29 protein-coding genes are annotated in these 26,163 nt (G+C 33.6%); 2 read left to right on the top strand and 27 right to left on the bottom strand.

Features of this window, described 5'->3' with window-relative positions:
- Window positions 1-80 precede the first annotated feature (80 nt).
- The 3 genes from RTW14_RS10035 to RTW14_RS10045 form a co-directional block, all read right to left on the bottom strand.
- Window positions 81-1,787, bottom strand: coding sequence for a Na/Pi cotransporter family protein (locus tag RTW14_RS10035; RefSeq protein ID WP_312650385.1), 1,707 nt, complete (start codon window positions 1,785-1,787; stop codon window positions 81-83).
- A 104-nt stretch (window positions 1,788-1,891) separates the two neighbouring features.
- Window positions 1,892-2,968 carry a DEAD/DEAH box helicase family protein gene (locus RTW14_RS10040; RefSeq protein ID WP_312650389.1) on the bottom strand — a complete coding sequence of 359 codons (1,077 nt, stop codon included), beginning with the start codon at window positions 2,966-2,968 and terminating at the stop codon, window positions 1,892-1,894.
- Window positions 2,969-3,024: 56 nt separating this feature from the next.
- Window positions 3,025-3,753, bottom strand: coding sequence for a ClpP family protease (locus RTW14_RS10045; RefSeq protein WP_312650392.1), 729 nt, complete (start codon window positions 3,751-3,753; stop codon window positions 3,025-3,027).
- Between the two features lie 67 nt (window positions 3,754-3,820).
- Here RTW14_RS10045 and RTW14_RS10050 point away from each other — a divergent pair, with 67 nt between their 5' ends.
- Entirely contained in the window at window positions 3,821-4,057 is a 237-nt protein-coding gene (locus RTW14_RS10050) for a YlmC/YmxH family sporulation protein (RefSeq protein WP_312650396.1), read from the top strand.
- Window positions 4,058-4,339: 282 nt separating this feature from the next.
- Here the strand turns inward: RTW14_RS10050 and RTW14_RS10055 are convergent, their stop codons facing one another.
- The 20 genes from RTW14_RS10055 to RTW14_RS10150 all read right to left on the bottom strand — a co-directional run bounded on the left by RTW14_RS10055 (window position 4,340) and on the right by RTW14_RS10150 (window position 22,039).
- Window positions 4,340-5,446, bottom strand: coding sequence for an acyltransferase family protein (locus RTW14_RS10055; protein ID WP_312650398.1), 1,107 nt, complete (start codon window positions 5,444-5,446; stop codon window positions 4,340-4,342).
- Between the two features lie 639 nt (window positions 5,447-6,085).
- Entirely contained in the window at window positions 6,086-8,707 is a 2,622-nt protein-coding gene (gene ppdK / locus RTW14_RS10060; RefSeq protein WP_312650400.1) for a pyruvate, phosphate dikinase, read from the bottom strand.
- A 27-nt stretch (window positions 8,708-8,734) separates the two neighbouring features.
- Complete coding sequence (locus tag RTW14_RS10065; RefSeq protein ID WP_312650402.1) at window positions 8,735-10,138, bottom strand: glycine--tRNA ligase; 1,404 nt, start codon at window positions 10,136-10,138, stop codon at window positions 8,735-8,737.
- 93 nt (window positions 10,139-10,231) lie between these two features.
- Window positions 10,232-10,885 carry a DUF4342 domain-containing protein gene (locus RTW14_RS10070; RefSeq protein ID WP_312650405.1) on the bottom strand — a complete coding sequence of 218 codons (654 nt, stop codon included), beginning with the start codon at window positions 10,883-10,885 and terminating at the stop codon, window positions 10,232-10,234.
- A 17-nt stretch (window positions 10,886-10,902) separates the two neighbouring features.
- Window positions 10,903-11,655 (bottom strand): DNA repair protein RecO, encoded by a 753-nt coding sequence (gene recO, locus RTW14_RS10075; protein ID WP_312650408.1) that lies wholly within the window; start codon window positions 11,653-11,655, stop codon window positions 10,903-10,905.
- A 2-nt stretch (window positions 11,656-11,657) separates the two neighbouring features.
- The gene (gene era / locus RTW14_RS10080) at window positions 11,658-12,563 is read right to left on the bottom strand and encodes a GTPase Era (RefSeq protein WP_312650412.1); all 906 of its coding nucleotides are present in this window, start codon (window positions 12,561-12,563) and stop codon (window positions 11,658-11,660) included.
- Window positions 12,564-12,580: 17 nt separating this feature from the next.
- The gene (cdd, locus tag RTW14_RS10085) at window positions 12,581-12,958 is read right to left on the bottom strand and encodes a cytidine deaminase (protein ID WP_312650416.1); all 378 of its coding nucleotides are present in this window, start codon (window positions 12,956-12,958) and stop codon (window positions 12,581-12,583) included.
- 8 nt (window positions 12,959-12,966) lie between these two features.
- The gene (gene ybeY / locus RTW14_RS10090) at window positions 12,967-13,419 is read right to left on the bottom strand and encodes an rRNA maturation RNase YbeY (protein WP_312650420.1); all 453 of its coding nucleotides are present in this window, start codon (window positions 13,417-13,419) and stop codon (window positions 12,967-12,969) included.
- A gap of 39 nt (window positions 13,420-13,458) precedes the next feature.
- Window positions 13,459-14,442 carry a PhoH family protein gene (locus tag RTW14_RS10095; RefSeq protein ID WP_312650771.1) on the bottom strand — a complete coding sequence of 328 codons (984 nt, stop codon included), beginning with the start codon at window positions 14,440-14,442 and terminating at the stop codon, window positions 13,459-13,461.
- Window positions 14,432-15,640, bottom strand: a complete 1,209-nt coding sequence (locus tag RTW14_RS10100; RefSeq protein ID WP_312650424.1) for a sporulation protein YqfD — start codon at window positions 15,638-15,640, stop codon at window positions 14,432-14,434. Before RTW14_RS10100 ends, RTW14_RS10095 begins: the two co-directional genes overlap by 11 nt.
- The gene (locus RTW14_RS10105; protein ID WP_312650427.1) at window positions 15,588-15,851 is read right to left on the bottom strand and encodes a YabP/YqfC family sporulation protein; all 264 of its coding nucleotides are present in this window, start codon (window positions 15,849-15,851) and stop codon (window positions 15,588-15,590) included. Before RTW14_RS10105 ends, RTW14_RS10100 begins: the two co-directional genes overlap by 53 nt.
- A gap of 98 nt (window positions 15,852-15,949) precedes the next feature.
- Window positions 15,950-16,882 carry a cysteine synthase A gene (gene cysK / locus RTW14_RS10110; RefSeq protein ID WP_312650429.1) on the bottom strand — a complete coding sequence of 311 codons (933 nt, stop codon included), beginning with the start codon at window positions 16,880-16,882 and terminating at the stop codon, window positions 15,950-15,952.
- A gap of 168 nt (window positions 16,883-17,050) precedes the next feature.
- On the bottom strand, window positions 17,051-17,488 hold the full coding sequence (locus tag RTW14_RS10115; RefSeq protein ID WP_312650433.1) for an RrF2 family transcriptional regulator: 438 nt from the start codon (window positions 17,486-17,488) through the stop codon (window positions 17,051-17,053).
- 272 nt (window positions 17,489-17,760) lie between these two features.
- Complete coding sequence (locus RTW14_RS10120) at window positions 17,761-18,195, bottom strand: hypothetical protein (RefSeq protein WP_312650435.1); 435 nt, start codon at window positions 18,193-18,195, stop codon at window positions 17,761-17,763.
- 58 nt (window positions 18,196-18,253) lie between these two features.
- Window positions 18,254-18,700 (bottom strand): GatB/YqeY domain-containing protein, encoded by a 447-nt coding sequence (locus RTW14_RS10125; RefSeq protein ID WP_312650436.1) that lies wholly within the window; start codon window positions 18,698-18,700, stop codon window positions 18,254-18,256.
- Window positions 18,701-18,739: 39 nt separating this feature from the next.
- Window positions 18,740-18,919: a 30S ribosomal protein S21 gene (gene rpsU / locus RTW14_RS10130; RefSeq protein WP_027399339.1), complete on the bottom strand. Its 180-nt coding sequence runs from the start codon at window positions 18,917-18,919 to the stop codon at window positions 18,740-18,742.
- A 113-nt stretch (window positions 18,920-19,032) separates the two neighbouring features.
- Window positions 19,033-19,374: a histidine triad nucleotide-binding protein gene (locus RTW14_RS10135; protein ID WP_312650438.1), complete on the bottom strand. Its 342-nt coding sequence runs from the start codon at window positions 19,372-19,374 to the stop codon at window positions 19,033-19,035.
- Between the two features lie 53 nt (window positions 19,375-19,427).
- Window positions 19,428-20,069 (bottom strand): TlpA family protein disulfide reductase, encoded by a 642-nt coding sequence (locus RTW14_RS10140; protein ID WP_312650441.1) that lies wholly within the window; start codon window positions 20,067-20,069, stop codon window positions 19,428-19,430.
- A gap of 41 nt (window positions 20,070-20,110) precedes the next feature.
- On the bottom strand, window positions 20,111-21,520 hold the full coding sequence (gene mtaB / locus RTW14_RS10145; RefSeq protein WP_312650446.1) for a tRNA (N(6)-L-threonylcarbamoyladenosine(37)-C(2))-methylthiotransferase MtaB: 1,410 nt from the start codon (window positions 21,518-21,520) through the stop codon (window positions 20,111-20,113).
- Between the two features lie 78 nt (window positions 21,521-21,598).
- Window positions 21,599-22,039, bottom strand: coding sequence for a hypothetical protein (locus tag RTW14_RS10150; RefSeq protein WP_312650448.1), 441 nt, complete (start codon window positions 22,037-22,039; stop codon window positions 21,599-21,601).
- A gap of 166 nt (window positions 22,040-22,205) precedes the next feature.
- On the opposite strand from RTW14_RS10150, the gene RTW14_RS10155 reads away from it, so the two are divergent.
- Window positions 22,206-23,117: a polysaccharide deacetylase family protein gene (locus RTW14_RS10155; protein WP_312650451.1), complete on the top strand. Its 912-nt coding sequence runs from the start codon at window positions 22,206-22,208 to the stop codon at window positions 23,115-23,117.
- Between the two features lie 49 nt (window positions 23,118-23,166).
- Here RTW14_RS10155 and RTW14_RS10160 read toward each other — a convergent pair whose 3' ends face one another.
- The 4 genes from RTW14_RS10160 to prmA form a co-directional block, all read right to left on the bottom strand.
- Entirely contained in the window at window positions 23,167-23,733 is a 567-nt protein-coding gene (locus RTW14_RS10160) for an N-acetylmuramoyl-L-alanine amidase family protein (protein WP_312650454.1), read from the bottom strand.
- Between the two features lie 126 nt (window positions 23,734-23,859).
- Window positions 23,860-24,243, bottom strand: coding sequence for a desulfoferrodoxin family protein (locus RTW14_RS10165; protein ID WP_312650458.1), 384 nt, complete (start codon window positions 24,241-24,243; stop codon window positions 23,860-23,862).
- A 144-nt stretch (window positions 24,244-24,387) separates the two neighbouring features.
- Entirely contained in the window at window positions 24,388-25,125 is a 738-nt protein-coding gene (locus RTW14_RS10170; RefSeq protein WP_312650462.1) for an RsmE family RNA methyltransferase, read from the bottom strand.
- Window positions 25,126-26,097: a 50S ribosomal protein L11 methyltransferase gene (gene prmA, locus RTW14_RS10175; RefSeq protein WP_312650467.1), complete on the bottom strand. Its 972-nt coding sequence runs from the start codon at window positions 26,095-26,097 to the stop codon at window positions 25,126-25,128.
- Window positions 26,098-26,163 lie beyond the last annotated feature (66 nt).

Below are 26,163 nucleotides of genomic sequence, written 5' to 3' on the forward strand. Positions count from 1 at the left end.
GTCAAAATGTCATCCCAAGTATATCAGCTTAATTTTAAGTTTGTATATTTAATTTTAACACAAATAACAACTTTCATCAATTATATAGAATCTCTAATTTCTTTAGTTGGAATATTACTTTCTTTAAAGTTTATATCCGATAGCACTGCCTCTGCAATATTTTTACAAGAATCACCAATTCTTTCAATATTATGAACTATATCTGTATACATAACTGTAAATTCTGGGGAGCACTTTTTATCATAAAGTCTTTTAATATGCTCTTTCTTCAATCTCTGTTCTGTTCTATTCATTTCTTCCTCTTGAACAAGAACATCATTTGCAAGATTTATATCTCCAGTTTCAAGAGCTTTAATGGTTTCTCTCGTCATTCTTGACGCTTGATCAAAACACTCATATATTTCAGCACAGGCTATATCAGAAAATTCATAACCATGCTTCATTTTTTCATTGGTAAACTCAGCAATATTCGTGCAGTTATCACCAATATGTTCTATGTCTGTAGCCATATGAATAAGTCCTGAAACTATTTTCCCCTGATGCTCTGTCAATGTATCATTAGCAAATATTGAAGCTAGATATTTCACCGTTTCATCTTGAAGTGTATTAACAATTTCCTCTGTTTCAAACACACTATTTAAGGCCTGAGTATCATTTGCCAGAAATGCCTTCTTTGCATCTGTAATCATCTGTAATGTAAAGTTTGCTATTCGGGAAAGTTCTTTTGTTGCAAGATGTATAGCAAAAAATGGCTGTTCAATAATATTATAGTCCAAATATACAGGTTGCGAAGGTAATCTGTCGTTATCTGTACCCGGAATAATTTTCATAACAACTTTAACTAGAAGCCAAATGAATGGTAAGAAAATAATTGTATTTATAATATTAAAAAGCATATGTGCATTTGCAATCTGTCTTGATACAATTTCATATTCCGGACCTGACGGTGAAATATATTTAATAAATCTACTATATATAGGTATAAAAAACATAAATAAAACTGTACCTGTAACATTAAAAATAATATGGGCAGCTGCAGTTCTTTTAGCATTAACAGATGCTCCTATTGATGCCAGTATCGCAGTAATTGTTGTTCCTATATTCGTGCCAAACAAAATCGGTAGTGCACCTTGAAGTCCAATAATACTTGAAACACCATCAGGTCCTACCTGGCAGGCTAAATTTTGTAATACCGCAATAGAAGCAGAACTGCTCTGTATAACAAGGGTTACTAATGTACCAATTATAACACCCAGAACAGGAATTTCTTTAACGGATAAAAACATTTGGGCTACTTCTGGCATTGCAGCTATGGGTCTCATAACATCACCCATGGTATTAATCCCCATAAAGAGTAGTCCAAATGCAAAAATAGTCTGTCCAATATTTACCCAGTTCTCTTTTTTCATAAAAAAGTACATAACAAATCCAATAACAATAAACGCCCAAGCATAATCTCCCACCTTAAAGGCAATAAGCTGTGCTGTTATAGTTGTACCAATATTAGCACCGAGTACAATACTAATTGCCTGTGGTAAATTCATAAGTCCTGCACTGACAAAACCAATAACCATAACGGTTGTTGCACTACTACTCTGTAGTACAGCAGTTGTTAAAGCACCTGCTAAAACTCCAATCAGGGGATTTTTGGTCAAAAGAGCCAAAACATTTCTCATTTTTTCTCCGGCTGCCTTCTGCAATCCATCACTCATTAAGTTCATTCCATATATGAAAACAGCTAAGCCTCCAAGTAATGTTATAATGACTTGAAACCAATTTACTTCCATTTTGTTCTCCTCTCAATTGCACGCGATTATCACTATCATAGCCTGTCTCTATTATAGTATAAGGTAAACACACGCTAAAAAAGAGAAAAAATGTTAAAGCTTTGTTAATTTATTGTTAATTTTGTTGACAATTGTCTTATGCCATTACCAAAATCCCGTTCTATATTAATTTCTGTGTAAAAAATGTTTTCTGTTCTTGCCTGAGTACGAAAACTACTCTCGTCATAAAAAATATATATCTTCTTTGTATCTTCTTCAAGGCAGGAATCTTCTTGCTGTATATAACAATTTGCTACATTAGTTATTTTATCATATATTTGTTTTCCAAAAACGTGTTCTAGATAATTGTTGAAATTATCTTCTTTTATATTGCAGCCAATACTAGACCATTTCTCAACTTTGCAAATTTTGTTACAAATGGAAATAAGCCATAGCATTTCCTCATTTAACGAATGATCTCCATCAATAAGAATATAATCAAATTCTCCTACAGCCTGAATTTGTTCTATAAATTTACAAAGCTCTTCGATGTTTAGCAGTTTTAATTGATTTCTTCCTTTGCCAGCTGAAAATGTTTTAATTCCATATTCGTCAGAAACAATAAAATTATCAATTAATCCACTAAAATCTTTATTCGTTTCTATATAATACAAATAATTTGAAACGGTTTTATCTTCTTGCATTTTAAAATATCTATTTGTTGATTCCAATTCTTCATAGTTAATATATAATACATTTTTCCCATGGAATCTTGTTAATTCTTGCGCTAAAGCTATAGCTATAGATGTTTTACCAGTGCCGCCTGCTGCACTGCAGAATAATATTGTCTTGCAGTTTTTTTCCATAGGACTTATGAACTTACTTCCAGTTTTCATACAATATAAAAGAGTTAATCTTTTTGAAAAATTTTCGGCGGTATCATATCTGTATAAAGTCTGTTTCAATTTAATTTGTTCTATTTCTGTTTTCTTTTCAATTAGATTTATATAGTTATCTTCATTATTAGAAATCAAATAGTCAATCAAAATTAAATTAAATTCATTTGTTTTATCATAATTTTCGAATTCTTCACTAGTTATAATTGTAAAAACTATAGCTTTATTCTCTTCTGATACGCAAGTTGACATCGCTTTCGCATACTCAAAATCATCAGTTACCAATATAATTGTAATTATTTCCATATTTTACTCCTTTATCCATATTTATTATAGAGCTTTGTGGAAATAATTGTCAATGTTTATTTATTATTTTCTTTCTCTTTAATTAATTCATGTAGCTTTGCTAAAGCCTTATCTAATCCACCAATTTCATGAATTAGACCTACTTTTACCGCATCATGACTAAATAGAACAGTACCTACATCATTAGACATATTATCCGTACAGTTCATTAATTCAACAATATGATTTCTATCAGCATTAGATGTTCTTATAATGAAATCAATAATTCTATCTTGCATTTTTCTAAAATATTCATAAGTTGGTTCTGCTCCAATAATCATACCACTCATTCTAATTGGATGGAGAGTCATCGTTGCACTTTCTGCAATAAATGAATAATCCGCAGCTGTCGCAAGCGGTATTCCAATGCTATGTCCTCCACCTAAAACTAACGAAACTGTTGGTTTTGAAAGTGTCGCAATTAATTCAGATATAGCCAATCCAGCTTCCACATCACCGCCCACAGTGTTCAAAATTGTCAGAAGACCTTTTATATTATGATTCTGTTCCACTGCAGTTAACTGAGGTATAATGTGCTCATACTTTGTAGTTTTATCAATAGGTGCTGCAAAAGTATGACCTTCAATGCTCCCGATAATGGGCAGACATAAAATATCACTTTTAAAATCGTCTACTGTATTAGTGATACCTAATTCTTTTATATTTTCCTTTGTTTCTCCACTATCAGCTTCTTCTTTTCCTGTATCTTCCTTTATTTCTTCTTCCTTATTCATAAAATTGTTCATAAAACGCTCCTTACGTAAATAAAATTAATAAATGTTTTAATTATTATTTGCTAAATGGGGGTTCATTATGCGACTAAGTGAAATAGGAGATAAAGAAATCGTTGATTTACGAAATGGCAGTAGACATGGTCAGCTTTGGGATGCAGAAATGTTGTTTGAAAAAGATACCGGCAAAATAAAATCCATTCTTGTCCCTAACTTACAATCAAAAATAGGTTTTCTTGCCGGTCACGATTTTATGCAGCTTCCCTGGAGCTCCATTGTAAAAATAGGAGAAGATATTATTATATTTGAAAGCCAATAGATTTTCACCGAAAAATTAGTAATGACCAATTAGGTTTCCCCCAATTGGTCATTCTATTATTTTATTTTTTAATTTCTTTTACAACTGCCTGTGCTGAGGCAAGCTAAGGAGGGGCACTGCATAAACGCTTATTATCTCACTCCTTATAGAATGATTATAGGGTAATCATTATTTCATATTTAATATTAATCTATATTTCAGAGGCTCAAAATGAGCTTATTTGTAAAGATAATATACTACCGGATACCGCCTCCTCGTCATAAACGAGGGGAAACTCAATTATTAAATATGAGTACGGTTATGTAAGTGTAAAGAAGACTCTTCTAGACGTGTTTTAAAAAGTTTTTTACATAAAATAAAAATATACTCAATTAATATACTAAAAATTAAAGTAATTATAAGAAATATAACTGCAATAGACCTATAAGGTTTATCAGGCGTAAAATACTTAAACAGATAACAAATTCCATAATGAAATACAAAAATATTATATGAAATTCTTCCACTTAATAATATTACTTTCTCTATTTTACATGTTATCGCCACTGATCTATGATAAATGCATGTGATAAGAATAGCAAAAATATAAGGATATAGTACTTCGTCATTATATGATATTTTATCTGAAATAATTACCAATAACAAAATAAAAATAATACATAATACTACACCAATTGTTCTAATAGATTTATGGTTATCTTTTTTATGTTCAATAAAAATATATTTTCCAAAATAATATGCTCCAATTCCAACTAATAAACCAGCAATTCCACGTAGTACACCTATACAATACCAATTTTCATAAGCTCCCCACTGACTCAAATTACCATAAACATTTATTATATGTGAATATATTAAAATCGGTCCTATTATGCATAACACATTAATTGTAAAATGTTTATACTTTCTAAGTAAATAATGACAACACAGACCGCTAATAAGCAAGACAGGTATATATCCTGTAACTCCATTCATTTGAGGTGCTGAAATATCAATACCACTTAATTGTAAATATATCAATTCCCATTTTGTACGCCATAAAAGTGCCACAATGTTATCCACTTCAGTAACTCTATTGTAAATACAATATACTACAAATGAGAATATCACTCCAATTACATACATAGGAAACAATTTTTTTGCTTGTTTAATCATATATTTCAATGACTCAAGCTCTGTATATGGCTCGTTTTTTTCTTCTTTTAAATAAACATTATGTGCAAGAAAAAAACCACCTAATACAAAATAGAATTCTACTAATATATAAAAGTGACGGAAATATACAGGTGCTTCTAAATAAATCCATTCAAAATGGAATATTGCAATTCCAATTGCAGCCATAAAACGTAATAATTCAATTGTCCAATCTCTTAAATTCTTAGTATTCATTTTTATACCTTTCACAGTGATATTTTCAAATAATATTTAGTTCTATATCAGCTTTCTAAGTTCGAACATAGTCATATTCTGTTTAGTGAGTATTATAATTTAATTTATTGTAAGAAACAACCATTTCATAACCTCCAAAATAGTTACAATACAATCTTTTTTATTTTAGTTGATTCTATGAACAATTGCAACATAATGCGACCATCATGTTTCGATTATTCTTCACTTGCTATGAGATTAATTCCACTCTTCATTCAGTTTTATTAAATACATATTATTCATTTTTTCACTTCATTGTTAAACTGAGGAACAACTTCCTTAATTGTTTCGAAACATTCCTTAACCTCTTTATCTGTCAATGGAATTGAATATTTCTCAAGAGCTCCTTCCTTGCTAAGATATGACCTTGTATTATTTCTTACACTCGCAATCAAAATCATCTGATAATACAGTGCCTTGTCAAGCAGTTACTCTGGCATAAGTTACCAAATATCACCTACTACAACTGTACTTTATCACATAGAATAATGATTATCTATTCGCCATACGCCCAATCTTTTTTGCTAGAAGCACAAAAAGAAATAGGACAGACCTCCAACAAAGCAGACACACAACAAACAATACGATGCTACTCCAAAATTACATTTCAGCGATAGCTGCCTGTGCTGCGGCTAGTCTTGCAATAGGAACTCTATAGGGTGAGCAGGATACATAATTTAATCCAGCAGCATGACAAAATTCAACAGTTCTAGGATCTCCTCCCTGTTCGCCGCAAATACCAAGTCTAATATTTGGCCTTACAGATTTGCCCAACTCTACTGCCATATTTACTAGTTTGCCTACTCCGTTTTTATCAATAGTCTCAAAGGGATTATCTTCAAAAATCAGTTTATCTCTATATTCCTGGATAACCTTCACCGAATCAGGCCTAGAAAATCCAAAAGTCAACTGTGTTAAGTCATTTGTTCCAAAAGAAAAGAATTCAGCTTCTTTAGCGATTTCATCAGCTGTTAAAGCTGCTCTTGGCACTTCAATCATAGTTCCTACTGTATAATTTAAAGTTATATTTTCCTTCTTAAAGCACCTATCGATTGTATCCACAACAATCTTCTTAATAAAAGTAAACTCCTTGGCTAATCCCACCATGGGTACCATTATCTCTGGAACTATATCCAGATTATTTTCTTTTTTCAATTCAATAGCAGCTAAAATAATAGCTTCCGTCTGCATAGCAGCAATATCAGGATAAGTAACCGCTAACCTGCATCCCCTATAACCTAACATTGGATTTGATTCTCGAAGTTCTTCAATTCTTTTTATCAAATCGTTGCAAGGCACATTCATTTGCTTGGCTAGCTGTTCTATTTCGTCTGTTGTATCAGGTAAAAATTCATCAAAAGACAAATCTAACAATCTTATAGTAACTGGTTTATCTCTCATCACCTCATATATTGACTTAAATTCTTTTTTTTGGTAAGGAAGAAGCTGCAATAAGGCCTCTCTTATTTTATCTTCATTATCAGTCAATATCATTTTTCTAATAAGTGATATTTTGCTTTCCACCAGAAACATTCGTTCTGTCCTGCAAAGACCAATTCCCTCTGCGCCAAAATCCAAAGCTAATTTTGCTTCCTGCAAATTGTCTGCATTTGTCCTTACTTTCAAGGTCCTGATTTCATCCGCCCATTTCATAATAGTTCCAAAATTCCCTGACAATTCGGGTGCTACTGTTTTAACATGCCCTTTATAAACTATTCCTGAGGTGCCATCTAAGGATATATACTGCCCCTCAGTTAAAACTATATTTCCAATAATAAGTGTTTTTTGTTCTTCATCTACTATAATTTCAGAACAACCCACTATACAACATCTTCCCATGCCTCTTGCAACTACGGCAGCGTGGGAAGTCATTCCGCCTCTTGCAGTCAGTATGCCTTCTGCAGCTACCATACCTGCCAAATCTTCAGGTGAAGTTTCAATTCTTGTTAGTATTACCTTTTCCCCATTGATTGCTGCTGTTTCAGCATCCCGTGCATTAAAATAAATTTTCCCCGTTACTGCACCAGGCGAAGCTGGAAGTCCCTTAGCAAGTTTAACAGCTTTTATTAAATCCTCTTCTTCAAACTTAGGATGAAGCAACTGGGTAATTTGTGTCGGCTCAAGTCTTGTAACTGCAGTTTTCTTATCTATTAATCCTTCCAGCTCCATATCAACAGCAATTTTTACAGCAGCTTCCGCAGTCCTTTTAGCATTGCGTGACTGAAGCAAAAATAATTTATTTTTTTCCACAGTAAACTCAATGTTCTGCATATCAGTAAAATGCTTTTCAAGTAACTGTGCGATTCTTAAAAATTCTTTATACACATCTGGAAAAGCTTCTGCCATTTCAGAAATGGGCTGAGGAGTTCTGATACCCGATACAACTTCTTCGCCTTGAGCATTAATCAGAAATTCACCAAATATGCCATGCTGCCCATTTATAGGATCTCTAGTAAAAGCAACCCCTGTACCTGAATTATCTCCCATATTTCCAAAAACCATTGACTGCACATTTACAGCAGTACCCAAATCTGAGGAAATATTATTTAATTGTCTATACAAAATAGCCCGTTCATTGTTCCACGATCGGAACACGGCCATTATAGCTTCCATCAATTGTTCTTTAGGATTCTGAGTAAAATCTCTTCCAATTTCGTTTCTTACCAGTTCTTTATAGGAGCTTATGATTTCCTTTAAATCTTCTGTCGCTAAATCCACATCATATTTTCCGTTTTTTTCCTGGTTTTTCTCATTTAAAATATCTTCAAATTTTGATTTAGGAATTTCAAGAACTACATCACCAAACATTTGGATAAATCTTCTATAGCTGTCATATGCAAATCTTTCATTTTCAGTAAGTTTAGCCAAGCCAGCCGTTGTTTCGTCATTTAATCCCAAATTTAATATAGTATCCATCATACCGGGCATTGAAAACACAGAACCCGAACGAACAGAAACCAAAAGAGGGTTGGAAACGTCTCCGAAAACTTTGCCAGTAACGTTTTCAAGTTCAGAAAGTTTTTCAAAAATCTGGTCAATGATATCTTCAGCAATCTTACATTCTTCATGGTAATATCGATTACATGCTTCAGTGGTAACAGTAAAGCCAAAAGGTACTGGCAGACCTATTTGAGTCATTTCAGCCAGATTTGCTCCCTTGCCACCCAAAAGATTCCTCATGTCCCTTGAGCCTTCATTAAATGAATAAACAAACTTTCGCATTTTGCTCCTTCTCTCTTTGCCAAAAGACTAGAATACTAATCTTTCTTCAATGTACTGCTTTACCTGTGTTACAGGGATTCTAACCTGATCCATAGTGTCTCTGTCTCTAATTGTAACGCACCCATCACTTTCAGTATCAAAGTCAACACAAATACTAAATGGAGTACCGATTTCATCTTCTCTTCTATATCGCTTTCCAATAGACCCTGCTTCATCATAGTCAACCATAAAGTACTTTGAAAGTTCTTCGTAAATAGGCTGTGCTACAGGGGCAAGCTTCTTAGCTAAAGGTAACACTGCTGCCTTAAATGGCGCAAGGGCTGGATGGAATCTTAGAACAACTCTTGTGTCCTCTTTACCATTTGCATCTTTAAGTACTTCTTCATCATATGCTTCACATAAGAATGCTAATGTAACTCTGTCAGCTCCTAGTGAAGGTTCAATACAATACGGAATATATTTTTCATTTGTCTCAGGATCTACATAGTTCATTTCCTGACCAGAATGTTCGCTATGCTGCTTTAAGTCAAAATCCGTTCTATCAGCAATACCCCATAACTCACCCCATCCAAATGGGAACAGATATTCTATATCAGTAGTTGCATTACTATAATGTGATAATTCTTCCTGCTCATGGTCTCTTAATCTAAAGCTTTCTTTCTTCATGTTAAGGGATTTAAGGAATGCTTCACAATAATCCTTCCAATAATTAAACCATTCAAGGTCAGTACCAGGCTTGCAGAAAAATTCAAGTTCCATCTGCTCAAATTCTCTTGTTCTAAAAGTAAAATTACCCGGTGTTATTTCATTTCTGAATGATTTACCAACCTGTGCAATACCAAATGGAATCTTTTTTCTAGAAGTTCTCTGTACATTTTTAAAGTTAACAAATATACCCTGTGCAGTTTCAGGTCTAAGGAATATTTCTGATTTAGAGTCTTCTGTAACACCCTGAAAAGTCTTAAACATCAGATTAAATTGTCTAATATTTGTAAAATCGTTTTTTCCACATTCTGGACATGCAATTTCCTTTTCCTGAATGTATGCTTCTAGCTTTTCATTTGACCATCCGTCAACAGTTATGTCTGTAATGTTTTGTTCTTTTAAGTAATCTTCAATAAGCTTATCCGCTCTAAATCTTGCTTTACAGCTTTTGCAGTCAATTAGCGGATCTGCGAATCCACCAACATGTCCTGAAGCGACCCAAGTTTTTGGATTCATTAAAATTGCAGCATCAAGACCCACATTATATTTTGATTCTTGGACAAATTTTCTCCACCAAGCCTTCTTAACATTATTCTTTAATTCAACACCAATAGGACCATAATCCCAAGTATTTGCTAGTCCTCCGTAAATTTCAGAGCCAGAATAAACAAAACCTCTGTTTTTAGCTAAAGCTGTAATTTTCTCCATTGTAATTTCTTTACTCATATCTACCTACCATTCCTAGTTTTTTTATTATATCCAAAAAACGAGCCAAGCTCGTCTTTTGAAATTTATTAATTATTTAATTATTGCCTAAAACTACTTCTCTTCCTCCTGACAATTGCAACCACAACTGCATTCCTCATGTTCCGTATCATCATTGTTGCAGCAACAATCTTCACCACACTCAGATTCATCATAGCAGCATCCATCTTCTTCTGATTCTTCTTTTTTAACTTTATTTAAGGCATCTGAAGTTTTATTCTTGACATTATTATAAACATCAACGCCTTTTACTTTTACTTCATCCGCTATTACAGCACCCTTTTCAACGATATCTCCAATTGTATCATTTGCCATCTCACTGATATCAATAATTGCACCGTCATCTTTAACAAGTTCTATAACACACTTTGTACCAAAGGCAGCAATTAAACCTGCAATCATAGCCCATGGTGCAAGAAAAGTTCCTACAATACCTATATTAACAGGTAAGTTCAACATAACCTCATCATCTTTTTTAACAATAATCTTTGATACATTACCTTTTTTTACAGTTTCTTTGATTTTTTCAATAATCTGTGAACTGCCTTCACCGATTTTAGATTTCCCTTTTTCATCTATGGATTCTTCAATGTTTATAATCGCATCGACAACACTTCCATCAGCCGCCTCCAAAGCTTCCTTTGCTTCTTTATAGCTAACACCTGTTCTGTCTTTTACTAACTCAATCTTCTCTAATGTAATCTCCATAATCTTACCTCCTCAAATTATTCAATTAGAAAGCTTTCGCTTTTTAAATCCCTAATATCTAAATGATACGCTATATAATTACGTATAATTATTTTAAGCTTTTCTTGTGTTTTATCATTTAATGCCAAATTTTCCAAGTTCTTAAGGGGATTTGACAAAATATAATTTATTACCTCAATAATACCAAAATTTACGCCATAAATCAATGACTCATTAACATTACTTTTTAGTTTATTTAAGCAATTTTCACAAAGCACACCACCTTCGTTTATAGCAAACCAATTAAGGTCTTCATGTTGTCCACAGCATACACACTTCTTAGCTTCTGGCGCGCAGCCAATATATAAAAGTGATTTAATCTGATACGCTAAAGCAAGCGTGGCATATTTTTTATTTCTTTTTTCTAAAGCAGTCAGATAATCAATAAGTAAATCGAATAACTGAGGTGCTCTTTCATTTTCTGAAATAATCTTATCCGTAAATTCAAGAATATATGATGCATACATATATTTATCAACGTCTTCGCCAATTTTGTAAAAACTTTTTATCACTTCAGCACTGTTAACATTATAACTTTCCCTGTTCTTATATATTTCGAATTTACTATAAGTAAAAGGCCTTAAAGCAAGAGTGGATTTACTTCTTCCTTTTTCATTAATATTGGTTCCTGCACTTATCTTTCCATATTTTAAAGAAAATAATACCAATATTTTTCTGCCACCAGGCATCTTAACATTTTTTAAAACTATACCTTCCGTATCAGTATACATATCTATTCCTTGTTATCATAACCAAAGTTAGATAAAGCAAAATCGCTGTCTCTCCAGTTCTCTTTAATCTTTACCCATAATTCTAAGAATACCTTTGTCCCTAAGAGTGCTTCAATTTCCATTCGAGAGCTTTTACCTATACCCTTTAATTTTTTGCCCTCTTTTCCGATAATAATACCTTTGTGCGATTTCTTTTCGCAGTAAATCACAGCACCAATTTTTGTAATTCTGTTTTCTTCTTTATAGCTTTCTATTTCAATAGCAATACCATGTGGTACTTCCTTTTCAAGGTATAAAAGTGCCTTTTCTCTAATGATTTCACTAACAATAAATCTTTCAGGATGATCGGTGACCATATCTTCGGGAAAATACATAGGTCCTTCCTCAAGCAGACCTTCTATCTCCTTCATTATAACATCAACATTTTTACCATCAATAGCCGAAGCTCCATAGATTGCATGAAAAATACCCATAGCACTATATTCTTCATAAATTCTACGGTACTTTTCAGGTTCCAATTTATCTATTTTATTTATTACTAATATCTTTGGAGTTTCCACACCTTGTAATAAATCTAAAATATACTTATCGCCCGTTCCAGCAGATAGTTCATCATCAACTATCAAAATAATTACTTCTACCTCTTTAAAAGTATTTACTGCCATGCCAGTCATATAACTGCCCAATTTATTCTTTGGTTTATGAATTCCAGGTGTATCAATAAAAATCATCTGCACATCTTCTTCACCTTTATTCTCAGCCATATGCGTATAAATGCCTCTTATACTATTTCTTGTAGTCTGTGGCTTATCTGTAGTAATGGATATTTTTTCTCCTAATATTGCATTCAATAATGTTGATTTACCAACATTTGGTCTGCCAATTATTCCAATGAATCCTGATTTCAATCTATTTCTCCTTCTTGTTACAATTTAAATCCATGAGGCAAAAGTTCCCTTAACGTCATCTTATCTAAATGTTCTTCATCATCTCCAGTTATAACGATTAAATCTGGCGCAAATTCATACATAAACTGTCTGCATATTCCACAAGGCCATGCCTCACCGCCATTTCCTGATATAGCAATTGCATCAAATTCTCTTTCACCTTCAGAAATGGCTTTGGTAAAAGCCGTTCTTTCTGCACATATGGTACCACCTAAAGAAGAATTTTCAACATTAACTCCTGTATATACGGTTCCACTTTTGGCTAGTAATGCCGCACCAACATTAAAATTAGAAAAGGGTGCATATGAATTTTTAGCCGCCTCACGGGATTTCAAAAATAGTTCTTTATCATTCATATAAAAGCCTACCTTTCCACTCCAATCTTATTCATAATAAGTTCTTCCTTTGCTCTCATTTCTAGCTTGTCAGCTTCTTCCATATGATCATATCCAAGCAAATGAAAAATACTATGAACAAATAGATAAATCAATTCTCTTTCTGGAGAATGTCCAAAATCATCAGCCTGTAATAATGCCTGCTCTGGACAAATTACAACATCGCCAATGCAGACCTCCCCTTCCTCAGGTATGTCATTTAAATCATCAAATTGAGGGAAAGACAAAACATCTGTGATCCGATCCACGCCTCTATACTGTTTGTTTAAAGAATGTATCTCTTCTTCATCTACAAATGTCACACTTACAACAATGTAGTCAGGATTCATACCTTCCTCTAAAACGCACAATTCTCCTGCTTCAATCATTTTCTCAACAACAGCTTGTCCCGGCATTCTTTCTTCACTAAAAATAATGTTCATATCTGTCACCTCATATTCCGCATATAACAATAACTTTTTCTACTCTAAATTTCTGTCCTCTGGTTCTGGGTTCTCATTATAGTATTTTTCATAAGCATTAATTATTTTTTTAACAAGTTCATGTCTAACTACATCTACATCTTTTAAATAACAGAAATCAATATCTTTAACTGGTTTTAGTACATTAATAGCATCTACTAATCCAGATTTTTTTCCTCTTGGTAAGTCTATTTGGGTTATATCACCTGTAATAACTGCCTTTGAGCCAAATCCAAGCCTAGTTAAGAACATCTTCATCTGCTCTTTCGTTGTATTTTGAGCTTCATCTAAAATAATAAATGAATTGTCCAGCGTTCTACCTCTCATATATGCCAACGGAACTACTTCTATAACTTCTTTTTCTTTCAGTCTTAAAGCCCCTTCTCTTCCTAAAATATCATAAAGTGCATCATATAATGGTCTTAAATATGGATCCACCTTTTCCTGTAAATCGCCAGGCAGGAAACCAAGCCTTTCACCAGCTTCTACTGCTGGTCTTGCCAATATGATTTTTTGAACTTCTTTATTTTTAAAAGCGCTTATAGCCATGGCAACCGCAATATAGGTTTTACCTGTGCCAGCAGGTCCAACTCCAAATACAATATCCTTTTTTCGAATACTGTTTACATAGTCTTTTTGTCCTATCGTTTTAGGCTTTAATGGCTTGCCCTTATGTGTAAAACATATAATGTCTTTATTAATTTTACTTTCTTTATAAGACATGCCGTTTTCACATAAAGCTATTACATAATTAATTTTCTGAGTGTCTAATTTCTCACCCATAGAAATAATGGACATCATTTCGGCAATAACCTTTTGTGCTTCAATAACTTTTTCACCTTTAAGTATTAATTCATTATCTCTTTGAATAATGGTAATTCCAAAATATTCTTCTATAATTTTTAAATTTGAATCCAAGCTTCCGAAAAGCTCTCCTCGGTCTATAGACTCACTTACTTGAAGTTTCATTTCTTCATTCTGCATGTTCTCCAATAGCAATCTCCTGTTCTATTCCGATTTTTTGTAATGATTCAATCATTACAGCTACTTCTATTATATTTTTTTCCTTACCAAAATACAAACTTTTATTTAAAATTTGCACATTTTCAGGTAATTTTTCTTTTATTTCTTGCCTAACAAGCTTATTAACCTCTTTTTCCATCTCCTCTTTGCTTCTTTTTCTGGATTGAAGCTCGATTTCATTTACCTTGGAAATCGAAATAGCAAAAGGGAATGGTCTGATTCCTTCAAAACTTTTAATTTCATCTGCAGTTGAAACCTCAAAAGGATTAAATAAATCTGAAGTACCTATATTTTTTTCGCCCAATTTTAAGTTGAAAGCATAAAAGGATTTTCCTGTGGGCTTTTTTATAATCTCGTATGCATTTTGGTTGTAAACAAATCGATACGGGATTTTAGCAAGGGCTGTTCCTTCTGCATGAACGTACCTTTCTGTTAGAGCATTTTCTGGCTGTCCATAGGCTGTTGATTTTATAGGGACTGTGCCTGCAATTATTATATCACCCTTTTTTACATAGGTGCCGGTATCAGCAGCGCGTATGCCTTCAATCGGTGTTACTTTGTATATATACCCTTCTTTATCTGCAACTATATCACAAGGGGCAGATTTATCTACTTTTTCTAAATTTTTTGTTCCTTCCACTATTTTTACTTGTGCCATACATCCTTTTAGGTTTATGCTTACAAAGGCAACATTGTCAAGTTTATCATACAGATAAAGCTTTAGTTTTTCTAAGTCCATAGACTTTTTACAGCCTTCAAACATACCTCCTTCTTTTAAGCATTCCCTTATTTCCCGCTCAGTAAACACTTCGTAACCATCTATTCTTATTTCAGAAATGAAGAAAGTTTGAAAATATATTATAAGTATAAATACTAATATACCACAAACTCTGGCTTTATTGTTTAAAATAACCGACAATAGTGGAATATATCCACCTTCAGATATAATACTTATTCTATACTTATTTTTCCCTACTGTTTTAAAAGAAGCAAAATCGTTGCTCTTTATTTTAAGTGTCATTTCAATATTGTTTTTTATTTTAATACTTCTTAAAAGTATGTTTTTTTTCATACACTCAGAAATAAATTCCTGCTGTTTAAATCCTTCAACCTTTATCAGCAGGTAATGCTCCATAAAACTCGATTGATTTGATTTCACCCGCCACCAGCACCCTTTCATCCTCAATTTGAGTTATAGTCAAGTCCTGACCATTTAATGCAGTAAAACGTTTTCCATTGTCTATTACGATACTGTTTTCCGATACAAATACAATTTTCTTAACATTATCAATAATTCCTGTGCGACCACTGACAAGAACTCTGGGCATACTTAAATTAAAATCATAAAGTAGTTCATTCTTTATATCCATACATTAATCTCACCTCATCATAACAATGTATTACAAATTTTAAAAAAAATGACCTACTAGAGGTCATTTTCTTAAGAGATTTTAAATGTTATGTTAATTTAATCAATAAAGTTCGGGGTTGATAAATATCTTTCTCCTGTATCTGGAAGCAATACTACTATTCTCTTGCCTTCATTTTCCGTTCTCTTTGCTACTTCTGTAGCTGCCCAAAGTGCAGCTCCTGAGGAAATCCCTATTAATAATCCTTCTTCTTTAGCTGAATTCTTAGCTGTATTAAAAGCATCATCATTTTCTACTTTAATGATTTCATCATAAATAGTTGTATTTAAAACTTCTGGTATAAAACCAGCTCCAATTCCCTGAATCTTATGTGGTCCTGCATTTCCACCAGACAAAACAGGAGAAGCTGCTGGCTCAACTGCTATAACCTTTATATTTGGATTTTGTGATTTTAAATACTCACCTGTACCTGTCAAAGTTCCACCAGTACCTACGGCAGAAATAAAGATATCTATTTGTCCCTCTGTATCCTTCCAGATTTCTACACCAGTAGTTTTTCTATGTGCTTCTGGATTTGCAGGATTATTAAACTGCCCTGGAATAAAACTTCCTGGAATTTCTTTAGCTAATTCTTCTGCCCTTTCGATGGCACCTTTCATGCCTTTTGCACCTTCTGTTAGAACAATTTCAGCGCCAAAAGCTTTCAGCAGATTTCTACGTTCTACACTCATCGTGTCAGGCATGGTTAAAATAGCCCTGTATCCTCGCGCGGATGCAACAGATGCCAATCCTATACCGGTATTACCACTAGTAGGTTCAATAATAACACTGCCTGGTTTCAATATTCCCTTTTGTTCTGCATCATTTATCATATTTAAAGCAACTCTGTCTTTAACACTTCCTGCTGGGTTAAAATACTCTAGCTTCGCAACAATTTCAGCCTTTAAATTTCTGTTATGGTTATAATTGTTAAGCGACAAAAGTGGTGTGTTCCCTATTAATTCTGTTAAACTATTGTATATTTTTGCCATAATATTACCCTCCAATAAATATATTATTTCCAAACTTTCTTTAATGCTTATGCATTAATTGTTTTTTAGTATGAATTAATAATAAATTGTATTTCATACTTTGTCAATAGGAATTTAGTATAATTGCCACAAAAAAATAAACTGCTTATATTATAAGCAGTTTAACGGCTAGATATTATAATCCCACATAGCCTTTTCTTTATGTTGTTCCACTATATCTTCAAGCGTATAAGAATCTATATATTTGTTTATCACGTCATACAAACCTTCCCAAAATGAGATAGTAGAACACTCTCCATACATACCGCACTGATTTTCCTTATCCTGTAGGCAAGTGGTTGGAGCAAAACTTCCTTCTGTAATCCTTAGTATATCCCCAATTGTATATTCCGTTGGTGCTTTTGCCAGTTTATATCCACCCTGAGGGCCCCTGACGCTATTTAAATAACCTGACTTACAAAGCTGGCTTACAATTTGTTCAAGATATTTCGTTGATATATTCTGCCTTTGTGATATGTCTTTAAGTGTAATATATTCACCAGTATTGTGCTCTGCCAGATCAATCATCAGCCTTAAAGAATATCTTCCTTTTGTTGATACTTTCATTATTAATACCTACCTTTATACAATAAAAATGTGCAAGTTAAAATTCTTGATTTTTTAGCATCTGACCTTCCATCAATTTCTACACAAATTGGCATAGATCATTATACGATAAAAATCTAAAATTAGTATTTGTGTTTTCTTATTATCTAATCATTCATTAATTGGTTTTACAATATTACTATTATACCATAGGTTTAGTAGGAATTTCAATATTAAAACAATATTAATTATGATTACCCCCACATAGGCAATTTACATAAGAATCGTCACTTTCATTCATTATCAACATTTACATTTATAAAAGTGGGCATATCAGAGAATTTATAATAGATTGAAATATTATTTCGTTCCAGGTCATAATAATAAACTTTTTCATTACTACATATAACATATTGATCGGTATCGCCACTTTTTAATTTGTAAATGTCTTCATGGTCATTTTCATAAGTTCCCTTATCTAACAACTCAAACTGCTTGTATCTATAAAAACTCCCATCTTGAAAAACAAGATATTCATTATCTGATATGGGCATTTGAACATCCTGCACAGCATAACTGCCTTTAATATCTTTTTTCATTAATAGTTGATTTAATTCTGCTTTAGTCTTTACATAATTAAAACATAATATAAGTACAAATATAGTTACAACAATAACTTTAGCATTTTTAAATACAAATGATAGCATTTTAGAAATAATATTTTTCATGAAACCCCCATACTAGAAAAAACACCCCGATTGTATAATCGGGGTGTTAAATGTTTCGTTATGCTAGAAATTCTTCTACAGCCTTTTTCACTGCTCCACCATCGGCTAAACCTTTAACCTTTGGTATGACAGCTCCCATAAGCTTACCCATATTTTGTTTTCCACCTTCAATGCCCATCTCAATAGCAGTTGTTTTAACAACCTCTGCAATTTTTTCAGGGGACAATTGTTCGGGTAAATATGATAATAAAATTTCTATTTCCCTGTTGTAGGAATCTAAAAGATCTGTTCTACCAGCTTTCTCAAAATCAGCGAGGGCGTCTTTTCTCATTTTTACTTGTTTTGTTAAAATTGCCAAAACACCTTCATCGTCAAGTTCTGCCCTATTATCAACTTCATATTGCTTAATAGCAGCACGAACAAAATTTACTGTATTCTTTCTAACTTCATCTTTCGCCTTCATAGCGTCTTTGAAGTCACTTGTTAATCTTTCTTTTAAGGTCAATTAAAACACCTCTAATCTATCTCTACAGAAATCAGCTAACTAAAACTTCTTAGCCTTTTTTCTTGCAGCTTCAGACTTTTTCTTTCTCTTTACGCTTGGCTTTTCGTAATGTTCTCTTTTTCTCAATTCTGACATTACTCCATCTCTTGCGCAAGAACGCTTAAATCTCTTAAGAGCGCTTTCTAAACTTTCGTTTTCTCTTACAACTACCTGTGCCATGTATCCAATTCACCTCCTGACCTCTCATGAACTAACGAATGCTGGTCCAACGGTTTTATCTACAACGTATGTATTATACTATCTTTTGTCCCATAAGGCAAGTGATTTTTTTATCAACCTGGCGGCCAAGTCATTTTTCTTTTTCCAAGAAGATGAAAATGCAAATGCTTTACCGTTTGAAAACCATCTTCACCACAGTTGTTTACAAGTCTATAACCATTTTCAAGTCCGAGTGTTTCAGCTATATCCTTTACCTTAAGCATAACATGTCCAAGTAATGCCTGATCCTCTTCATTCACATCATCCATAGACGGAATATGTTTCTTCGGAATAATCAAAACATGAACTGGTGCCTGAGGTTCTAAATCGTGAAAACAAACGATTTTATCATCTTCATATACTATATTCGATGGAATTTCTTTATTTGCAATCATACAAAAGATACATTCTGCCATAAGTTTTACTCCCTTTCTAGATTCATCATTTTATCATTATAATCCATTTTATGTTAGTTTTCAAGTTTTACTGCCTGTTTCTTATTGTCTAATTTTTCATCTAATATTTTGCACCATTGCTCATAGGATTTCCCTCCTTCATAATAATTACTTATTATGTTTCCCTCACTATCTACAATAAACTGGGTTGGAATAAACTGAATATCCATCATAAAAGAATATAGAAGGTTCTTCGGAATAAGAATATGTGTAAAATCTGCTCCCTGCTTTTCAACAATAGTTCTAGCTTTCTTTATTCCTTCCATCTGCGGTGACCTGTCTGCATTTTGCACATCAATCACAATGCCCATAACATTGACGCCCTTGTCCTTATATTCGTCATAAACCTTTTTCATATCAGGCATAGCATTTATACAAGGTGTACAGTAAGTTCCCCAAACATCAATAATAGTATACTCATAATCACTAAATACCTCATTGTCCACCTGATTACCGTAGATATCAATAGTTGCAAATGAATTTAGATCTTTGGTGGTTCCAAGGTCCTCTGGCATAACCATCTCTTCTACTTCTTCACTGTCTGTGGCCTTTTCCTGAGATGTCATATTTTTAGCATCCTCTTCACCACAAGAACCAAGTAAGAGCAGAAGTAATGACACTATTATTACGGTTAAAATTAATTTTACTTTTCTCATCATAGCACCTCATTATCTCATACGAATTAGGAACTGTTCCATCAGATTAGCTGGCACATTACACCGTCTTTATACGGATTAGTCAGGTTTACTTTTGTAAATGTATTAAGCAGGCTCTCCCCACTAAATCCACTATCCAAGTCATCACATTTTATATAAGCCTTAATGTAATTCTCTGTATATCCCGTCAGACAATTTATATCTTCTAAATATTCCTCAATAAGAACCGTTCTATACGTATTTAAATTATTCTCAAAAAACTTCTCAGAAGCCTTATTCCCAACAGAAATCAGTTCTTCTATTCTTCTATTCTTTACTTCAGGTGCAACATGGCCCTTCATTAATGCTGCCTTTGTTCCTTCTCTCTTGGAGTATTTAAATGCATGTACCTTGCAAAATCCAACCTGTTCTACTATATCTAAGCTGTCTTTAAAATCCTCTTCCGTTTCTCCTGGAAATCCTACAATTAAATCAGTAGTTATGCCATACCCTGCATCAAAACCTCTTAAAGTACGTACTATATCCAGATACTCTTCCCGGTCATAGTGTCTGTTCATGTCCTTTAGAATTTTATTACTTCCACTTTGTATAGATAAATGAAGGTGAGGACAAAGTTTCTTATATTTCAGAAGTCTTTCAACGTAGTCTACATTGATAACTGTCGGCTCAAGAGAACTAAGCCTTATTCTAAAGTTACCGTCTAACTTCTCAAGCTCATTAATTATGATTTCTATACCCCATAGATTGTCACTTATAACATTTTTCTTGTTAAATCCTTCCTCTGTACCATAAAGAGCCGTATTAATACCCGTTAGAATTATTTCTTTAAAACCTCTTTGTATGAGACTCTCTGCTTCCTTTATCACATCGGCAACTGCCCTGCTTCTGACATGCCCTCTGGCATAAGGGATCACACAATAAGAGCAAAAACGGTTACAGCCCTCTTGTACTTTAATATAAGCTCTGGTTCTAGATTCCATGGAAGTAATAATACCGGTTTCCTCATATTCACAAAGCTGCTCATATTCATCCACATATTTTTCCGTATCAGCATATGGAGTTTTTTTATAATTCTCCACTAACTCAACCAATCGATTCTTCTGATTTGTTCCTGTAACAATATCAACTGCTTCTATAGCCCCCACCTCTTCAGGGCTAACCTGTGCATAACAGCCTGTTACTGCAACTATACTATCCGGATTAATTTTTTTCATCCTTCTGATGTATTGGCGGGACTTTCTATCTGCCAGGCTGGTTACTGTGCAGGTATTGATAATATAAGCATCTGCAAAATCGTTTTCATTTACAATTTCATGATTATGACTTTTAAATTTCTCTTTTAATGCTTCCGTCTCATATTGATTTACCTTGCAGCCTAGGGTGTGAAAAGCAATCTTCATTTTTCTGCCATCTATTTGAATTTCATTTGTTATTTCTTTATTATTACTCAAGTTAAAGTCCTCCATTTTGTATTTAAATAATAATATCGTAAATACAATCGATTTTCAATGATTATATAAATTCAATAATTACATGTCATAATAGCCCTTTACCATTTTAGAATAAAAGTCTCCTTGGTAAATCGTAAAGATACCGTATCCTACTAAGAGTAATGCAAAGAGAGATATTAAACATAACATAAGACCCGTTATCACAAGAAGTACCCCCAAGCATTTAAAAATTACCGAAAATGTTTTTAAAGTTTTATTTGAATATTGGGCTTTTAATTTTTTAGCAGCCTTAAATTTTTTTTCAAGATTTCTTTGGTTCCTAAACAAATTTTGAGATTCCTCAACTTCTTCTCTAGTTTTGCCCTCCGCTTTAAAATATGCATTTTGATTTTGACCATCAATATAATATGCCTTTTTTTCAGGTATGCCGATACTGGTGCTTTCTTGTCCCTTTGTATTGATAGATGTAAGGGTTAGCCTTGGTATAGTTTTAACATTTCTCTTGAATCTAGCTCCCATTTTGGTCTCCTTTTTACAAAGTAATGATAATTTAACGTAATTAGATAATATACCTTACAATAAATTACTGCAATATAAAACCAGCTATCATGTTATCACTCGTAGTAAAATCATATTTAACCTATATCCGTCATATAGTTAGATATTATACCTTTGGGAGGTTAAAATGCGCTTTCATAAACTAATCTGGCCTGCGATATGGTCTTCCTTGGCATTATGCATTGTAATGCTTTCTATTTCAATTATCTTTACTCTTTGTAAGGTACCCCCTCCTCAAGTTGGCGGCAGTACAATAACTGTTAAGGATAAAGCCTCACAAACAGACACAATAAAATTACCCATTATTATGTATCATGGCCTGATTAAAGATATCAAGCTACAGAATAAATATTTTATTTCACCTGATTCATTTGAAAACGATTTAAAGTATCTGAACGATAATGGTTATACTGCAATTACTATGACTGAACTGATAGATTATGTTTATACCGGAGCTCCTCTCCCTAAAAAACCTATCATTTTAACCTTTGATGACGGTTTTTACAACAATTATCTGTATGCATATCCTCTTCTTAAGAAGTATAATCAAAAAGCAGTGATTTCAATTATCGGTTCTCAAACTGACAGATATAGTCTTATTAAAATATTTAATTCTTATTATTCATATCTTTCTTGGGGGCAAATCAACGAGATGCTTATGTCAGGTCATATTGAAATACAGAATCATACCTATAATATGCATACTTATGATAAAGGCAGAAAAGGATGCAGTGAAAAGTCAGGAGAAGGGTTAGCAGCATATAAGGAAAATTTCGTTGGCGATATCGGTCTGCTGCAACAGCGTATAACCGATTATACGGGTGTTACGCCAAATACGATTGCTTATCCATTTGGATACTATACTAAAAATTCAGAAGCGCTTACAAAAGAAATGGGATTTAAGGCATCCTTAACCTGTTCACAAAAGGTAAATAGAATTTCACGCGATCCAGAATGTCTGTATAAATTGGGAAGATATCTCCGTCCTCCTGGGAAAAGCAGTGCCAGTTTTTTTAAGAATATTCTGGATCAGAAATAAAAATTGGGGTGGTCAGGTAATATTACCTTCCACCCCAATTTTTTTAGTTTTAAAGCATACCATAATATAAAAGTATTCCGTTATATATACCCCTTGCAAAGCTTTCTGGGTCATAAGTCATTAAATATGCATCCCTTGGATTGCTTATGTATCCCATTTCCACCAGTACAGCCGGCATATCCGTTGTTCTTAAGACATATAAAGTTGGGCGCACAAATACTCCTCTGTTCTCCAATCCTGTGCTGTAATTAAGACCCTCTAAAATCCTCAGGCCCATATCATAAGCTGGACTGTCACTCCTAAAAACATACGCTTCGCTTCCACTGGCTTCTTTTATCTCGCTTGAATTGCAGTGTAAACTTATGAAAAAATCTGCTCCCCATGAATTAGCTGCATACACTCTGGTCTGAAGACTGGTAGCGTTGGTCGTCCCCAGTATTTCAGTTGGGGAATTCCTGGAAAGCTCTGCATCAAAATTTGAGTTAGCGTTTAAAAGTGCTGCCAGTCTAACACCTATTTCGTATGTAATATCTTGTTCTCTTACTCCGTTTCCCTCTGCACCGGCATTAGGATTTTGTGGGTTATGCCCCTGATCAATAAAAATTTTAATTGCCATTATCTCTCTCCATTTCTGTTAACCTTTATATCAACATGCTTTTTAACAGTATATGTAAGAGAGTTTAAAATTATATTAAAAGGAGATATCCTATTTAGAATATCTCCTTTTCTTTGTTGTTTATAATTAAATTTCAGTTTTCCAAAGACCATGTAAGTTGCAATAAGCATATACTTCCAGTGGCTTTTCACCATCAACCAAAGCGAACTGAGCTTCAGGTTTTTCACCTGGTGCAAGGCCCTTTCTTTGTCCACCTTTTGATGTCAGTAAATATAACCATTCAATAAAATGTTCTTCTACCATAGGGTGTTCAACAGAACCTACCTTTGCTGTAACTAAATTGCCTTCTACCGTTACAACAGGTATATGTTTTTCAAAACTTGCATCTACTGTATTTGCTTCAAGTTCTGTCATTTTTTCTCCGCAACAGACCATAGGTACTCCCGAATCCTTAATCATTCCAACTAAGTTTCCACAATGCTTACATACAAAAAATTTCTTATCACTCATACAAATTACCTCCAAATTAAAACATATACTATACATTTGCTTATATTATATATGCTCCATCCATTAATATCTACTAAAGATTTCATATTATGCTAAATATATACCTTTTTATAGTTCTTTTTAAACATCCTGCTTAAAAAATATTTAGAGTTCTAACTCGTACATAGCCATGGCAAGTGCCGCCATTCCGGCTGTTTCAGTTCTAAGTGTAGTTTTCCCCAGAGTTACACATTGTGTATTCATTTCTCGAAGGGTATCCGCTTCTTTATCAGAGAAACCGCCCTCTGGGCCTATGATTATAGCCACTGTTTCAGGCTTGTTGTTCAATCCTCTTAATGCATCCTTAATCGTTCTGTTATCTTCATTTTCATAGGGGAATAGTACTAAATCAAAACCTGCCAGTAAGCTAAGCATTTGTTTAAAAGTAATATCATCCCCTACATTTGGGATAATACCTCGTTTGCACTGCTTTACGGCTTCATCTGAAACCTTCTGCCAGCGTTCAATCTTCTTTGAAAACTTTCCGTTATCGGTAACTACTGTACGATCTGTAAAAACTGGTACTATTTCATATATACCTAATTCTACTGTTTTCTGTATGATTAGTTCCATCTTACCCTGCTTTGGTACCCCTTGAAATAAGGTTACTTTAGTAAAAGGCTCATTGGTAAATTTCTGCTTATCCAGAATGATCGCTTCAACATAATCTTTATCTATATAGGATATTTCTGTTTCATATTCCCACTTCGCTGAGTCTGATATATCGATCTTGTCACCTTCACGTAACCGTAGAACTTTTACTATATGCTGAATGTCCTGCTTATCTGTTATTTGTATGGTTTTATCCCCAATATTATCTAGAGTAGTAAAAAATCTGCTCATCTATTTTAACCTCGCTGCTATGGCACACCAGTCGCCCTGTTCTAAAACTTCTACAATCTCAAATCCATTGTTTTTAATCGATTCAGAAACCTGCTCCTGCTTTTCTATAAGAATACCGGATGAAATAAAAATCCCTTTGCCCTTTAAATGTTTGGCCACATCACAGGACAGCATCATGACCAGGTCAGCCATTAAATTAGCTACAACCACATCCGCCTTGTAATCTATTCCCTTTGTTAAATCACCATATTGGATTTTAACTACATCAGAAAACCCATTTAATTCAACATTTTCTCTAGAAACATCAACAGCTACGGGGTCTATATCCACTCCTAGGATATTCTTTATCCCAAGTAATGCTGCTGCAATAGATAAAATACCTGAGCCACAGCCCACATCCAGTACTGCATCATCTTTCTCCGAATATTTTTCCAGCAGCTTAATGCAAAGCGTTGTGGTTTCATGTGTCCCTGTACCAAATGCCATACCTGGGTCAATCTCTATAATCAGCTCGTCTTCCGACTGTTTCTCATATACTTCCCATGTAGGTTTTACCACTATTCTGTCCGTAATTTTAGCAGGTTTGAAGAATTCTTTCCAGTTGTCCTTCCAATCTTCATCTTTCACAAGCCGATCTTCAACTTCCATTCTTCCAAAAGAGTTTTTATCTCCCAGTTCTCCTTGATTCATACGTTCTCTAAGGCTGTCCATTGCCTGTTTTACAGCTTGTACTTTGGCCTTCCCTTCTTGTGAATCCTCCATATATAAAATAACCGTGGGTTCTTCATTGATCTGTTCCATAACACTTGCATCAACATAATCCCAATCATAAGAATTCTTCTTATCCATAAGATCTTCAACATCTGCAGGATCTTCAATAACAGCATCTTCTATTTCCATCTCAGAAAGTGTGTTCAGAATGTGCTCTATTCCAAATCTGCTTGTATATATTTTTGTTTCAATGTAATTCATTTCGTACCTCGTTTTATTTTTTCTAGTATTCTGTCCAAATTTTAAAATTAAAATTTGGAATTTAAG

Source organism: Aminipila sp. (assembly GCF_032051575.1).
Taxonomy (GTDB): domain Bacteria; phylum Bacillota; class Clostridia; order Peptostreptococcales; family Anaerovoracaceae; genus Aminipila.